Below are 15,342 nucleotides of genomic sequence, written 5' to 3'. Positions count from 1 at the left end.
TCACAACAAAAAAAGGGACTTGAAACATGCGTTTCATGGGGATCGTTTTGTCGCTTAGCCTGGGGCTGCAGGTGGCACATGCGGAAGCCGTCAAACAAACCAAGGGCGACTTCGAAGATAAATTCAGACAGCTGGAAGAACACCTTCCTACACCAAACGTTTACCGCACAGGCTCAGGTGCACCGGGCCACGCCTATTGGCAGCAAGAGGTAGACTATAAGGTCAAAGTTGCGCTCAATGAGAAAGAGCGCACCATCACGGGCTCGGAACATGTTGTTTATCAGAACAACTCGCCCGACACTCTGAGCTACCTCTGGCTTCAGCTTGACCAGAACCGTTTTTCAAAACACTCCGACGCCTACACCACCATGGAGATGGGTCGGAAAGCTTCCAAAAAACTCTCCTACTCCACCATGCGCTTTCTGGCGCGGACCGAGTTTGAAGACTGGGGCTTCCAGCTCACCAAAGTGAAATCGGGCGGCAAGGACGTTCGCTACACCATCAACGATACGATGATGCGGATCGACCTGGATAAGCCGCTCAAGCCCGGTGAAAAATTCGAGTTTGATATCGACTGGTGGTTCAACATTCCTGAGGGCAAAGCCATGGGCGCCCGTGGCGGGTATGAGCCCTATAAGCGCGATGGCAACGATATTTTCTTCATTGCGCAGTGGTTCCCGCGCCTTGCAGCCTACACCGACCTCGCGGGGTGGGAACACAAGCAGTTCCTCGGTACAGGTGAGTTTACGCTTGAGTTCGGCGACTATGATGTAGAAATCACAGTACCTGCTGATCACATCATCGGCTCAACCGGTGTCTTGCAAAACCCAAAGGATGTTTTGACCGCAGACCAGCGGAAGCGGCTTGAAGAAGCCAAAACAGCCGAACGACCCGTTTTCATCGTGACCCACGAGGAAGCGCTTGAGAACGAGAAAGAAGGCACAGACCAAACCAAAACCTGGCACTTCAAGGCCGAGAATGTTCGTGACTTCGCCTTTGCCTCATCTCGCAAGTTTGTGTGGGATGCCCTTGGCGTAAAAATGCCGGAGAGCGGTCGCACAGTCATGGCTATGTCGCTTTACCCCGATGAAGCCATGCCGCTTTGGGATAAATACTCCACACATTCCATCGCGCATACGCTTGATACCTATAGCCGCTACTCATTCGAGTATCCCTACCCCGTTGCATGGTCTGTAAACGGCCCCATCGGCGGCGGTATGGAATATCCGATGATCACATCAAACGGCCCACGCCCGGTGATCGAGAAAAAAGATAACGGCGAAGAAGTCCGCACCTATACCAAACGGGCAAAATACGGCCTGATTTCCGTTATCATTCACGAAATCGGGCATATCTATTTCCCGATGGTCGTCAACTCTGACGAACGGAACTGGGCTTGGATGGATGAAGGCCTCAACAGCTTCCTCCAGAGCCAAGCTGAGCGTGAGTGGGAAGTAGAATATCCATCTCGCTATGGCCGCGCGAAAGAAGCCATCCCTTATATGGTATCGCCTGACCAAACGCCCATCATGACCCAGAGCGACAGCATTATCGGTTACGGCCCAAACGCCTACACCAAGCCTGCTGTTGCGCTCAACATACTGCGCGAGACGGTTATGGGCCGTGAACTGTTTGATTTTGCCTTCAAGGAGTATGCCCAGCGCTGGAAGTTCAAGCGTCCATACCCGGCTGACTTCTTCCGCACCATGGAAGACGCCAGCGGCAAAGACCTTGATTGGTTCTTCCGCGGCTGGTTCTACACCACCGATCACGTTGATATCGCCGTTACGGGCCTGACCCATGCGCAGATCAACACCGGTGACCCGGAAGTGGAAAACCAGTTCAAACGCGAGGAAGACCTTGAGGCGCAGCGGTATATTGCTGAGATGCGCAACAAGGCAGACGGCATGCCACGCCGTGTGGACCGTTTCCCGGAACTGCTGGACTTCTACAACGAAAACGATGACTTCATCGTCACCAAAGCCCAGAAGGATGCCTATGCTGGCATGCTGAAGGGGCTGGAGGACTGGCAGAAAGAACTGCTGAAATTCGGCCATGAACTCTATTTCATCGACTTTGAAAACATCGGCGGCCTCGTTATGCCACTTGTGCTTGATGTAGAGTTTGAAGACGGCAGCCATGAAGAAGTTCGTGTGGCTGCTGAAATCTGGCGGAGCGATGCCAAGCACGCCACCAAGGTCCTTGTACGTGACATGAAAATCAAATCTGTCACGCTTGACCCCTACAACGAGATTGCAGACGCGGAGAAAGCCAACAACGTATGGCCTCCAAAACCGCATGTATCTCGTGTCGAGCTATATAAGCGCCGCGCTGAACAGCGCAACCTGATGAAAGAGTATCTTGAAACGCAGGAAGCTGAAGAAGCAAAGGGTGATGAAGCTGAAGACAGTGAGCCGCAATAATTAGTGTGGCGCGTCTGATTTTCGACACAGAATAGAGTGATAAAAGGGGGTTCGCCCCCTTTTCTTTTGGGTGTCAGCGAGGGGCATAACAACTTATCGGGTTTAGTCCCTTGACAAAGGGACGGTCATGGGGTCCCTTCCCCATCAGGGATTGGAGGCAAAGCGCGCAATACATGGCTATTCGGGCAACGGTCAAAGCGGTTTTGGGGTTGGGTGCAATCGCACTTCTGGCGCTATCGAAAGGCTTGGGTTCAGACGGAAGTGTCGGCCCGGTCCTTTTTGCGCTTGGTATTGCTGTAGTTGCGGCTCTTACCGTTTTTCACCTTATGGAAATGAAGGTTGCACGCCAAAAAGCAACCTCGGCTGAAAAGCCGATGCTGGACCCCAACAACCTGCCCGACGCTGTTGTGGTCACGGATGTAAACGGCCATATCCGCATCATCAACACAGCCGCAAAAACATTGTTCGACGGCCTGAACGCCAGCAAAAACGTGAAAGCGCTGTTCGACGAATGGCATGGCAGCTTGAATGATCGCAGCCAGGCTGATCAGGTGGTTGAAGCGGTCCTATCCTCACCGGACATACAGTTTTCTGAGCTCCTATACCTGAGCGATGGGCGCACTATCGAGCGCACCACCCGGCCACTTGAAAAGCACGGCCACCGGCTTTGGCTGCTGCGCGACATCACCCATATGCAACTGGCCGACAGTGACAGCGCCATGCACCGCACGATGGTGGAAGCTGACGCCGCCCGCACCGCAGAGATGGCAGAACAGCTTTATCACGCCAAAGCGGAGCTTGAAGCCAAACAGGCGGAGCTTACACGGCTCGCAAATACAGATTCGCTCACGGGGCTTTATAACCGCAGGCGCTTCACCGCCCTTGGCGAACAGGCTGTGAGTGACGCGCAGGACGGCGCGGAAATCTGGGTCCTGATGATGGATATCGACCATTTCAAGCGGGTAAACGACACCTATGGCCACGCAGCCGGTGATGTTGCGATCCGTGATTTTGCCAATATCATAAGCTCAGGCGTGGGTGAACAGGGTTTTGTTGGGCGCATGGGGGGCGAGGAATTCGCGGCTATCCTGCCCGGCATCACACAGGACGAAGCCATCCGCATCGCGGAACAGGTTCGCAGGCAAACCGCGCACCACCAAACGGTCAGTGATGACGAGAAGTTCCGCTTCACCGCCAGCATCGGCGTGGCCCAGTGGCTCGCGAACGAGATTACTATCGAACCAGCCCTAGACCGGGCTGACCAAGCGCTCTATAGCGCCAAAACATACGGCCGGAACCGCGTGGTTGGTTTCGAATATGCCTCCAGCTAATCCTAATATTGGGTCCCCTTATGCGCTATCTGGCTTGTCTCCGATTCCAATTTGCAATCTTGCTTTCCTGCGTGATCGCATCCGCCACATATGCCCATAATGTCTACACCACCTTCACCACTATCGAGTGGAATGAGGATGATAAATCCATTGAACTGACCACCCAGCTTCATGCCCATGAGCTTGAGGCGCGCCTTTCGCTGGACCTTGGTGAGCGCCTGACCTTCCTGAGCGAGGATGATTTCCCCAAGCTGGAAGCCGCCGTTGGCCCGCTGGCGAAGAAACTTTTGGCTATTAAACTCGATGGTGAGTTTGTGGAGCTAGAGTATCTGGGCATGGAAATGCAGGGCCAAACGATCTTCTTCTATATGGAAGCCGACTGGCCAACAAAGCCGAAGGAAATCACCTTCATGAATGGTCTTTTCATTGACGAATTGCCCGGACAGGTAAACTCCGTGATGGCGACCATAGACGGTGTACGCAAGGGCGGTGAAATCCGCACAGGCACGGGCCCGGCCACACTTTCGTTCCAGTAACCTCTATCTCAGCCCACTTTCAACACTTGCCTGCCATAATTTGGGTGGTTAATGTTCGGAACCGTTAACAGAGAGAATAGCAATGGTAGCCAACAAAAAAACAACGACAGTCTCATTGGTTTTCCTCGCGGCAAGCATTGGTTTTGCCTCCCCTGCACTCGCTCAGGAAAGTGCGCTGCAGGTTGCGCGTGACACTGCCCGCATCGCGGGCGGCGCTCGTTTTTGTAAAGCAGACGAAGAGCTGGTAGACGAGTTTATCGGCAAAAGCGAAGGCAAGATTGCAGCACTTGCGCAAGATGAATATGACAAGGTGTCGGCAGCAATTGAGTTTAAAAACCTGCTCGCTGCTCTCAGCGTAAAGGCGCCAGAAGGCGGCTGTGACGCCTTCCTGCCGCAGTTTGAAAAGGCCGTAAAAGCGGACCGCTGATCGGCGCCAACCTGCCACACTTCCCGCAAAAGCGATAAAACGAGCGCCCGGCACGACAAAGTGACATGCCGGGCATTGACTCGCCCGCACCACTCAACCCAAACTTCACAGAACCCCCGCGTGGCGGCAAATACCGCATGGACACACGAGGGGTGGCCCCTATGCCAACAATGATTGGGCCATCAATAAACAGGGAGAAAAAAGGTGATAGACCTTGAAAAGAACGTCCGCATGCTTCTTGCTGGCGTCGCGCTTGGTGCATTGACAGCTGTAACGCCGCTAAGCGCTCAAGACGAAAAACCAGCAAAACCACCTGTGCAAAAGCAGGATGACAAGGCCGAAACCGACACTGAAAGCTCGGGTACTGAAGACAGTGAAGAAGCTGGCGACAAAGAAGAAAAAGACAAAAAGAAAAAAGAGAAAACCATTGCGGATCTGGTTGAAGACCAGACTGCCATGGACGGGCTTTTCAAACTGTACCAAGACCCTGAAAAGGGCACACTGCAGATGGAGATCCGGGCTGATCAACTGGACAAGGAATTCATCTATTTCTCCCACACTGCGGATGGTGTGGTCGAGGGCGGACATTTCCGGGGTCAGTACCGCAACCAAAAAGTTTTCAAGATCACCAAACATTTCGACAAGATCGAATTTCTGGAAGTGAACCCATACTTCTATTTTGATCCTGACAACGCCATCTCACGTGCGGCTAGCGCTAATATCAGCCCAGCCAGTATTTCAGTGCACAACATTGTTGCGAAATCTGAGGACGGGAATAGCTTCCTCATAAAGGCTGACGGCCTTTTCAAAGCCGAAACGTTTGATCAGGTGAAACCTACTGGCAACCCACGCCAAAAGCCCTGGGAAGCTTTTAACCTTGGAAAGCTTTCAGGCTCAAAAACAAAAATTTCCGAGGTCAAGAACTACCCGGAAAACACCGCCGTCACGGTTGATTATGTGTACAGCAACCCAACGCCGCTGAACTATGGCAACGGTTTTGAGATTACTGATGCGCGCAACGTCACGGTGAAGATGCAACATACTTTTCTCGCGATGCCCGAGAATGATTTCAAGCCGCGCTTCGATGACGCTCGTGTCGGGTATTTTGTTGACTATGTGAACGACATGACCAGCCGGGAGGCAACACCATGGCGCGACATGATCAACCGCTGGAATTTGGTGAAAAAAGATCCAAACGCGGAGCTTTCGGAGCCGGTTGAGCCCATCGTATGGTGGATTGAAAACACCACACCGGTGGAGTTGCGCCCTACCATCAAAAAAGCGGTTGAGGCATGGAACATCGCGTTTGAACAAGCGGGTTTCAAGAATGCGGTGCAGGTCAAAATTCAGCCTGATGATGCCGAGTGGGACGCTGGCGACATCCGCTACAATGTGCTGCGCTGGACATCCAGCCCGCAACCACCTTTTGGTGGCTACGGCCCCAGCTTCACCAACCCGCGCACAGGCCAGATCCTCGGCGCGGACATCATGCTCGAGTATACCTTCCTGACCAATCGCATGAACGCGAGCAAAGTGTTTGAAACCGCTGCCCTTGGCACCATGGAAACACCTGATGAAACTGCATCCTTTATGGAGCAACTTCGTGCACATGAACGTAACTGCTCTATGGCCGGGCACCTGCAACTCAATAACATGCTAGGCAAAACCCTGAACACCGTGATGGCTTCAGGACCCGAGGCCAGTGAGGAACTGGTTGAAGAGTCGATCTATTACCTGATGTTGCATGAAGTTGGCCATACGCTCGGCCTCAACCACAATATGAAGGCAACACAGGCACGCGCCTATTCGGAAGCACATGATATAAGTGCACAGGGCGATGGCCTCGCCGGGTCGGTGATGGATTATCCCAGCATCAACTTCGCCCCTCCCGGCAAGAAACAAGCCCACTACTACACGGTTCGCCCCGGCACCTACGACATCTGGGCAATCCAGTTTGGGTATGACCCCGATCTGGACGACCCGGAAAAAATGGCTGCCCATTTGGCCCGTTCAACCGAAAAAGCACTCGTTTTCGGCAATGACGCAGATGATATGCGCGCACCCGGGCGCGGTATCGACCCCCGCGTAAACATCTACGACATGACCGACGACGCAGTGAAGTTCGCGGAAGACAGGCTGAAGCTTGATCGTGATGCCATGAGCAAACTGCGCAGCAAATTTGCTGAAGAAGGCGAAAGCTATCAGGAGCTTAGAAATGCCTATCTGATCCTCACGGGCGATATGGCGTGGCAAGGCCGGGTGGCGTCGCGTTATATCGGCGGCGTATATGTCGACCGGGCAGTGCAAGGCCAGAAAGGGGCTGAGGCGCCCTACCGCCCGGTGGAAGATGCAAAGCAGAAACAGGCCATGAAGCTGCTGCGCGACTATATCTTTGCGCCGGATGCTTTTGCCGCCGACCCTATGCTCTTCCAGTCACTGGCGATCCAGCGCAGGGGTTTCTTCCACTATGGTGGTACGGAAGATCCAAAAGTGCACGGCCGCGCGGCGTCCATTCAGGCTGATATCCTGTCCCATCTCTTGCACCCGCGTACCCTCATGCGGATCACGGATTCCGCGCTATATGGCAATACCTATAACGTGACCGAGGTGATGTCTGATCTCACGGACGCAATCTTCCAGGATGATAGCCGGGGTGCGGTGAACAGCTTCCGGCAAGAACTGCAGATCATGTATGTGAATATGCTGATCTCAATTCTGGGGAGCAACGATTATGACTTTATCGCGCAGTCAAATGCCTTCTCGAACCTGAAAACGCTCAAGGGAGCCATGGCACGCTGGCGTGGTGATGCTGCCACCCGGGCACACCGTGACCATATCGCCTTCCTGATCGACAAGGCGCTTGAGGTACACGAATCTTAATGTAAGCCCTTATGGGTATGGAAAACGGCGGCTTTTGGCCGCCGTTTTTATATTAGTGGACGTAACTGGCCCCATTGATATCGAAAGTACCGCCGGTTGCGTGGTCAATAAGCCCCGAGAGGAGAAACGCGGCCATATTGGCGATATTTTCTGGCGGCGCAGCATCGCCCATCGGGATTTCCTTGAGCATGCCTTCATTTCCCGGCTCATATGCAACCGCGGCCATATCCGTCTTCACCCAACCCGGTGCGATGGTGAAACCATATATGCCCTCGCCTGCGTAAGCGCGCGCGATGGAGCGCATGAGCGATACCACAGCCCCCTTGCTGGCGGCATAATGCATAAAGTCAGCCCCGTCGCCCCTGAAGGCAGCCCGGCTTGAGATGGTGACAATGCGGCCGCCTTGCGCCTCTTTGAAATGGAGGATGGCCGCGCGGCAGAGGTCAGCTACAGCCTGAACATTCACCGCCATCACATGGGCCCAATCGTCCGCCCATATATCATCAGACGCTGTAATCGGCGTCTCAGGCATCACACCCGCATTGTTTACCAAACCATGGATACGGCCTTTGAACCCTTCCGCCGTTTCCCAAAGCGCAGTGGCACTCCCTTTGGTGCCAAGGTCAGACTGCACTATATGAAGGCGCTCAGTGCCATACTCGGCCTGCAACGCCGTCAGCTTGCCCGGTGCACGGGCATATGAGCCAACCACATTGGCTCCCGCAGCCAAAAGCACACTCGCCGCCGCTGCCCCAATGCCGCGCGACGCACCGGTTACCAGAATAGTTTGTCCGTGAAGGTTGATCATACTGCCTCTCCGATTTTGAGGCAGTATATCGAAGCCAGATCAAATGGCTACGGTTGAAAGCTCAATGCGTGCTGAGCCACTTGCGGGCCTGCCGCTGGGCTTCCGCGATATCGCGCATATCCATGTCGCGGGCCAGTTCGCACCGGTCAACCTCGGCGCGGTTCACGCCCCTGATAGCGGCAAGATTGAACCATTTGTGGGCCTCTATATAGTCCCGGTCCACCCCGTGGCCGGTAGAGTATAAAAGCCCAAGATCATAAAGGGCGTCGGCTGCCCCCGCCTCCGCCTTGGCCAACCGGTCAGCTATATAGTCATATAAATCCCTGTCTTTCTGTCCCATGCCTTTGCTCCGTCCGTGAGATGGCACACGCGCACCTCTCGCACCTGCGGATTAACCGCAGGTCCACACAGGCATTTTTATTCTAGCGGACAGCAAAACAGCCTCTTTCGGGCTGGTTGATGAAAATACCATAACAAAAAAATGCGCACCCTGAAACAGAATGCGCACCCTCAGCCCTCAATTATTCGGGGCACCCACAAATTTAGATAACAGCGTATTGCGCGGTGTTGTGTTCTATACACCGGTCGCGGGGGAATACCACCTTGGCATCTGTACCCTCACCCACCCTGCTTTTGAGGATAAACTCACCGCCGTGCGCATCAACAAACGCCTTCACGAGCGGCAGGCCGAGCCCCGTTCCGTCGTGCTTGCGGGCAAGGCCACTATCCGCCTGCACAAAAGGCTGCATCACCCGCTTGAGCACATCTGGCGCCATGCCTGGGCCGCTATCGCACACACAAAAGGCGATACGCCCCCATGGGTCAACCTGTTCATTGATCACCACCGTCGAGCCTTCCGGTGAAAACTTGATCGCGTTGGAGATCAGGTTGATCAGCACCTGCTTGATGACCTGAATATCACCAAAGAGGTCAAAATTATGGGCATCTGACGTGTGCTTGAGCGTGATGTTACGCGCTTTCGCCATGCCTTCCATCATGCGCACCACCTGTTCCACAATCTCACGTGGGCTCTCATAGTCCTCCCTGAGCACAAAAGCGCTGGCTTCAAGTTTTGAGAGATCGAGGATCGAGTTGATCATGCCCAGAAGGTGGGAACCGCTATCTCTGATGTCGGAAATATAGCTCTGATGGTTGCTGATATCCCGCCCACGGGCATTTTCACTCATGATAAAATCTGCGAAGCCGATAATGGCATTGAGCGGTGTTCTCAGCTCGTGGCTCATGTTGGCGAGGAACTGGGTGCGCGCCCTTGTGGCGGCTTCCGCTTCCATGCGTGCAACGTCCAGGTCGCGCATGCGCTGTTCAGCGCGCTGCATGTTCACCTTCAAAAGCGTATAAGCCGTGCCGATGCCTACATAGGCACCATTCTCAACCACGATGAAACCCGCCTGCAAGGAGTCCTTATTCTCGCCCACCAACGTTTTGTTCAATTGGTCAAGCGCTACTGTGTGCTCAATAACCAGCGGGTTGCTGTCCATCAACTCGGCTACAGGGCGCTTTTCATAAAGCGGGCGGCCATAGCGGTCCGCGAGTTTGATCAGGAAATCAATACGCTTGAGAAGGCCGACTGGTTTATCGCCGGTAACAACAGGAATGGCCACGAGGTCTGGCTCTGTATGAAAACGCTCATATACCTCGCCACATGTTGCATGAGGCGGGACCGGCGGGATGGGCATGGAAATAATATTTGGGTTACTCATACAGTCTCTTCCTAACTTATCGGTCAAGATGCAGACAAAGCATTACGCAAACATGACAATCTGGAAGATGGCTGAAAATTTTCTCGCGCCGCCGGTGCGCGGGCCGTGTTCATCGCCTATTCAGGCCCGTCTGCCATACTGGACGCCGAAGATTGACCCCCAGAATGCCTTCATTTGGTCGCTTTCAGCGCGCAGCTTTGACCGGAGGAAAGCAAGTGAGGACAAAAGAGCATGAAACCCACATATAAAAAAATCGCAGCACTGCTGCCGCTCGCCCTGGTAACAACGGCCTGCACACAGAATATGTCACCACACCGGTATGATGCCCATGCAGTTGGCGAAGCCCGCCGTGTGGAACGTGGCGTGGTGGACAGCTACCGCTGGGTAGAGATCAACAGCGAAAGCGGTGTTGGCACAGCCGTTGGTGTTGGTGTTGGTGCCGCCGCTGGTTCCACCATCGGCAACAGCGGTGCTGAGAATGTTATTGGCGCCATCGGTGGTGCACTTCTCGGCGGGCTGCTTGGTAACAGCATTGATAAATCAGCCGGGCGTAAAAGCGGTTTTGAATATATGATCCGCACGGAAAGCGGCTCCCTGATCTCCATCGTTCAGCAGGACAGGCATCCCTTCGCGGAAGGCACGCCTGTGATGGTGGTGTTCTCACGCGATCGTAGCCGGGTGATCCTTGATCATAGCGCCTATGAAGACAATCGCGGCAACGGCCCAACCCGCTATGAGCCTGTACCCGCGATGGAACCCTTTGGCGAAGACGATGTGATCGAGCCGAGCGGCACGGATACCCAGCCGACATATAATTAGGAGTCCTAATCAATTTGCCATTTTTGGCTGAAAAGAATCAACAGCGCCAGGGCCTCAACCCCCTAGCGCTGTTTCTTTTTTCGCACCTCTTAAAGTAATGGTTTAAAAGATAGAAACCCGGCTTGCATCACGTTATGGTGAAACACACCTGCTAGAAGTTACCGTCTCTTTTTATTTTGTTAGGATTTTAACGATACCTTCAAGCTGCTGAGAAAAGTGATATCGTGTGTAGAGTTAACATTGACCCATCACGCAAAAGGTAACTCACCCGGTTTATGTCGCGCTTCAGAAAAAACTTCCTGTTTTGGCTCACCCTTGGCCTACTCATAATAGCGTTAGGTGCCACATTTGCAGCCAAGCTGGCGATTGAGGCAGTCAATACCCAACTCGGGTCGGGCGAGCAGTTGTCCGTGAAGCTAACCAGCCAGTATCTGCGGGAAGCTCTGGCGAAGCCCGCAAGCCATGTCCGCAGCATAGCACTGCTGGAGGGCGCGGCTCAAAACGCTTTTCAAACCGTGGATGGTTCAAAAGACCCGCAAATCGAAAACGCTTTTAAAACCCTCCTCCTCAGGAATCCAGAATATCTGCAAGCAAGATGGATAGGTGAGGACGGCTTGGAGCGTGCCCGCGTTGATCGGCGCGATCACGACACTGCTTTCGCTGTGCCCACAACCGCCCTTCAAGACAAAAGCGAGCGCTCATACGTGCAGATGGGCCTTACGTTGGGGCGGAACGAATTATATGTTTCTCCCTTGGATCTGAACGTTGAAAATAAAGAAATTCAGGTCCCTTATGTGCCTGTTGTCAGGATGGCACTTCGTGTGTTCACTCGCGCGGGTGAGCCAAACGGTATCTTTGTGCTGAATATCGGTGCGCAGGAAATGCTGGACCATCTCGCGCAGTTTTCCACGACAAATGACCAACTACTGCTGAATTCTGATGGCTATTGGCTAAAAGCCACCGACGTTAAAGACGAATGGGGCTTTATGTTCGGCCACACAGACAACTTCGCAACCAGACACCCAGATGCCTGGACGCTCATCTCCGTCAATTCATCCGGCCAGCATGAAACGGCAGACGGCCTCTGGACATGGGAAACGGTTTCCGTCGCGGCAGACGCCTTAACAGTGCGGCACAACATCGCGCTTAAGTCCCTCACCATGATTGATGCTGAGACATTGTGGCAGGCAAGATGGGCAAAGGTAGCCCCCATCCTGCTTATCGCCGCCATTATTGGGGCTCTTTATTGTACTGGCCTATATCGGCTGCTGCGGGAAGTGAAAAACCGTCACATTGCAGAACGGGAAGCATTAGCGGCAAGCGACGCAAAAAGCAGCTTCCTCGCCACCATGAGCCATGAAATCAGAACGCCAATGGCTGGCATCATTGGCCTTTCGGATATGCTGATGGAAGGCAAGCTTTCCGAAGAAAACCTCTTCAAGGTGAAAAGGATCAAGGAAACCGGGAAAGCGCTCCTCCGCATCATCAATGATATCCTCGACCTCTCCAAGCTCGATGCTGGCAAGTTTGTGATCGAGAAAATCTCCTTCCGCCCACTGCATGTTGCCGATGATGTGGTGCGCCTGTTTTACATGACCTGCCCGCCTGAGAAAAAATCAAAGCTGCATATCAGTGCACATGTGGAAGAGGGTTTTCCAGAGATCGTCAAGGCTGACCCCACACGCCTGCGGCAGGTTCTTGTCAACTTGGTAGGAAATGCGGTGAAATTTACAGACGAAGGCAATGTCAGCCTCGTTTGCGCGCATGACGCCGAGAAGAAGCAATTGATCTTCAAAGTGGTCGATACCGGTATTGGTATGAACGAAGACACTGCCGCCAAACTGTTCCAGGACTTTGTTCAGGCCGATGCCTCCATCAGCCGCAAATATCACGGTACCGGCCTTGGGCTTTCCGTATGCAAACGACTGGTTGAATGCATGGGCGGTGAGATCAGCGTCTCCAGTGAAATGGGTAAAGGAAGTTGTTTCAGGTTTTCAATTCCCTATGAGGAGGCAGTGCCGCAGGACGAAATCGAAGACAATACCATCACAGCCGACATGCACCTGCCGGACGTTCGCGCCCTTTCTATCCTTGTGGCCGAAGACAATGAAATCAACCAGATGATCATCAAGGGGCTGATGAAAAAGCTGGGACATGACTGTGTGATTGCCTGCGACGGCAAACAAGCTGTTGAAAAGGTGAAAGAAGAGGACTTCGACCTCGTCCTGATGGACGTGCGCATGCCCTTTGTCTCGGGCCCTGAGGCAACCAGAATGATCCGTCAGCTTCCCGGCTATAAGGGCAGGATACCGGTGATCGCCCTTACCGCTGACCTGATCGCTGAAAACAAGGCTTCTTATCTGGCGGCGGGCATGAACGACTGCGTTGGCAAACCGATTGATCAGGCGGAGCTTGAAGCCGCAATCGCGCAGGCTGTTTGCTCGGTCGCAAGCTAGCGGCCAAAAAAAGCGGCCCGACAAGCCGCTTTTCATCGCTTTATATCTTAGCTAAAACCTAGCGGTATTCCACCGTCCAGCGGCGACATACATAGTTACCACCGCGCACATCATACTCGATGCATTTGCGAACTTCTTCACGCGGCGGCGCATAGCCTTCATTTTCATAATGATAGATGGTTGGGTCATCATCATAATAGTCTGCGGTATAGCGGTAGTTGCTGCTAACCATGCGGCTATTATTGCTGCTTTTCGCGATAGAGTTACCCACCGTGGCACCCAGAAGCGAGCCAATCACGATCCCCGCTGTGCGGTTACGGCCACCATCAATCTCGGACCCGAGGATACCTCCAACCACACCGCCAAGGATGGTGCCGGCAACCTCATTGCCCGCGTTTGATGAATAGCCCGCATAATAGGGCTCGTCATAGTGATAGCTTGCCTGATAGCCATGGCTTAAGCCCGGGCAATAGCCACCGTAGTGATAGTGGCTATGGTGTGTATGCCACGCCCAGTGAGAGCGTGCATGCCAATAGCCTGAATAGAACGGCCAGTCACCATAGCTATAGTGGCCATAATATGGGTTACCCCAATAACCGTATGGGTTGGTGCCAAGGCCAATATAGATGCGTGTTTTAGGACGATCGCGATACCGGTGATGCCAGCCATTGCGGCGGCCACGGTCATGATCCCGGTAACGGTTGTGATTGCCACGATAGTTCCGGTCACGGTCGCGGTGATCACCACGTGAACGATGATCGTTGCCTCGCCCGCGACCATTATCTGATGACACATGACGCCCACGGTCGCGGCCACCGTTCCAGTTTTTCTTGCCATCATGGCGACTGTCACGGTAGCTCACCGGCACGCTGCTATTCCGTCCTTTAACAGACTTGTTGGTCTGCATCACGTCGCGGCGGTCCGGCGTGCGGGCACGCACAGGGCGATCATTGCGATTAACCGAACGACCACGCGCCTCACGAGTTTCCTTGAAGTTATACGCCCGTTCTCGGTCAGCGCGAGCAACTACAGCGCTACGCTGACGACGATCATTCGTATTTTGCACCCGCATGTCACGGGCCTGACGGTCTGCACGAGCCTGACGGTCTGCACGTGCTGCCGCCTGACGCTGTGCACGGTTTGGCGATGCCATATCCCGTCTGGCAGGAGTTACAGCCTGACGCTCACGACGCTGCGGCGGTGCTGCCTGTTCGCGGCGCGGCTGCGGGGCGGCACGTTGCCGTTCCCGGCGCGGTTCGCTCTGGCGTGCGCGCTGTCTCTGCGCCTGCTGCTTTTGGGCTTGCTGCCGCTGAGGCTGCGGTTTTGCTGTGCTTTCTTTTCTGTATTTCTCGCGGCGCTCGTCTTTGCTGTCCGCAAAGCCGGGAACGCTAGGCACCAATATTGCCACGGTCGATAACAAGAGCAGAGATTTTCTAAACATATCAACCTCCATTAGGGTTGCTTGAAGCTTAGCCTCAGTAAACTGAACCCTGCATGAACCTTCATGCGGGCGTTATTTCACTTTCCGGCGCGGGCCCGCAGTATGCAGATAGTGCGCATCAACCGGTATACGGTGCGCCGGATTATAATATATATCATCGCCGCGACGCTGCGCCTCGTCACGCTCTTTCGCGCGCTCTTCCACCCGCCAGCGCTCTTCCCGCTGCTGAGATAGCGCAGCACCAAGCGCGGCACCGCCAACAGCACCAGCCGTATCGGCAATCTCATTACCGATCAGCGCGCCTGATAGCGTACCAAGGGCCAAGGCCCAGCCGGGGCTTTGCTCGCGCATCTGGTATTTCTGAAAATCAGCTGACGCCTGCGGGGCCGGGCTTAAAAGGTCGCAAGCGTTACCGTCACAGGCGGCCTCTTGCGCGCCTGCGCCGCCACCTGCAAGAAGTAGCACCGTTAATATGCCAATAGCTTGTGTCCGCATGTCAG

Annotated in this window: 12 protein-coding genes; 7 read left to right on the top strand and 5 right to left on the bottom strand. The window is 54.1% G+C overall.

What is annotated here, in order from left to right:
* The first annotated feature begins 26 nt into the window (after positions 1 to 26).
* From ACN0XZ_RS05480 to ACN0XZ_RS05460, 5 genes are all read left to right on the top strand, one after another.
* On the top strand, positions 27 to 2,423 hold the full coding sequence (locus tag ACN0XZ_RS05480) for a M1 family metallopeptidase (RefSeq protein ID WP_417456724.1): 2,397 nt from the start codon (positions 27 to 29) through the stop codon (positions 2,421 to 2,423).
* Positions 2,424 to 2,596: 173 nt separating this feature from the next.
* On the top strand, positions 2,597 to 3,754 hold the full coding sequence (locus tag ACN0XZ_RS05475) for a GGDEF domain-containing protein (protein ID WP_417456723.1): 1,158 nt from the start codon (positions 2,597 to 2,599) through the stop codon (positions 3,752 to 3,754).
* 71 nt (positions 3,755 to 3,825) lie between these two features.
* Positions 3,826 to 4,290, top strand: a complete 465-nt coding sequence (locus ACN0XZ_RS05470) for a DUF6702 family protein (protein ID WP_417456722.1) — start codon at positions 3,826 to 3,828, stop codon at positions 4,288 to 4,290.
* 82 nt (positions 4,291 to 4,372) lie between these two features.
* Positions 4,373 to 4,717 (top strand): hypothetical protein, encoded by a 345-nt coding sequence (locus ACN0XZ_RS05465; protein WP_417456721.1) that lies wholly within the window; start codon positions 4,373 to 4,375, stop codon positions 4,715 to 4,717.
* A gap of 204 nt (positions 4,718 to 4,921) precedes the next feature.
* Entirely contained in the window at positions 4,922 to 7,597 is a 2,676-nt protein-coding gene (locus ACN0XZ_RS05460) for a zinc-dependent metalloprotease (protein WP_417456720.1), read from the top strand.
* A gap of 52 nt (positions 7,598 to 7,649) precedes the next feature.
* On the opposite strand, the gene ACN0XZ_RS05455 is transcribed toward ACN0XZ_RS05460, so the two are convergent.
* From ACN0XZ_RS05455 to ACN0XZ_RS05445, 3 genes are all read right to left on the bottom strand, one after another.
* A complete protein-coding gene (locus tag ACN0XZ_RS05455; RefSeq protein ID WP_417456719.1) occupies positions 7,650 to 8,405 on the bottom strand; it encodes an SDR family NAD(P)-dependent oxidoreductase in 756 nt (251 codons plus the stop codon).
* Positions 8,406 to 8,466: 61 nt separating this feature from the next.
* Complete coding sequence (locus ACN0XZ_RS05450; RefSeq protein WP_417456718.1) at positions 8,467 to 8,745, bottom strand: hypothetical protein; 279 nt, start codon at positions 8,743 to 8,745, stop codon at positions 8,467 to 8,469.
* Positions 8,746 to 8,947: 202 nt separating this feature from the next.
* A complete protein-coding gene (locus ACN0XZ_RS05445; protein ID WP_417456717.1) occupies positions 8,948 to 10,126 on the bottom strand; it encodes a sensor histidine kinase in 1,179 nt (392 codons plus the stop codon).
* Between the two features lie 231 nt (positions 10,127 to 10,357).
* Here ACN0XZ_RS05445 and ACN0XZ_RS05440 point away from each other — a divergent pair, with 231 nt between their 5' ends.
* On the top strand, positions 10,358 to 10,945 hold the full coding sequence (locus tag ACN0XZ_RS05440) for a glycine zipper domain-containing protein (protein ID WP_417456716.1): 588 nt from the start codon (positions 10,358 to 10,360) through the stop codon (positions 10,943 to 10,945).
* A gap of 275 nt (positions 10,946 to 11,220) precedes the next feature.
* The gene (locus ACN0XZ_RS05435; RefSeq protein WP_417456715.1) at positions 11,221 to 13,401 is read left to right on the top strand and encodes an ATP-binding protein; all 2,181 of its coding nucleotides are present in this window, start codon (positions 11,221 to 11,223) and stop codon (positions 13,399 to 13,401) included.
* Between the two features lie 58 nt (positions 13,402 to 13,459).
* On the opposite strand, the gene ACN0XZ_RS05430 is transcribed toward ACN0XZ_RS05435, so the two are convergent.
* Complete coding sequence (locus ACN0XZ_RS05430) at positions 13,460 to 14,842, bottom strand: glycine zipper 2TM domain-containing protein (protein ID WP_417456714.1); 1,383 nt, start codon at positions 14,840 to 14,842, stop codon at positions 13,460 to 13,462.
* 72 nt (positions 14,843 to 14,914) lie between these two features.
* A complete protein-coding gene (locus tag ACN0XZ_RS05425) occupies positions 14,915 to 15,337 on the bottom strand; it encodes a hypothetical protein (RefSeq protein ID WP_417456713.1) in 423 nt (140 codons plus the stop codon).
* Positions 15,338 to 15,342 lie beyond the last annotated feature (5 nt).

Source organism: Kordiimonas sp. (genome assembly GCF_048264555.1).
Lineage (GTDB): Bacteria > Pseudomonadota > Alphaproteobacteria > Sphingomonadales > Kordiimonadaceae > Kordiimonas.
The sequence above is the reverse complement of the archived record's forward strand: the minus strand, read 5'-3'. Positions and strand labels throughout refer to the sequence as shown.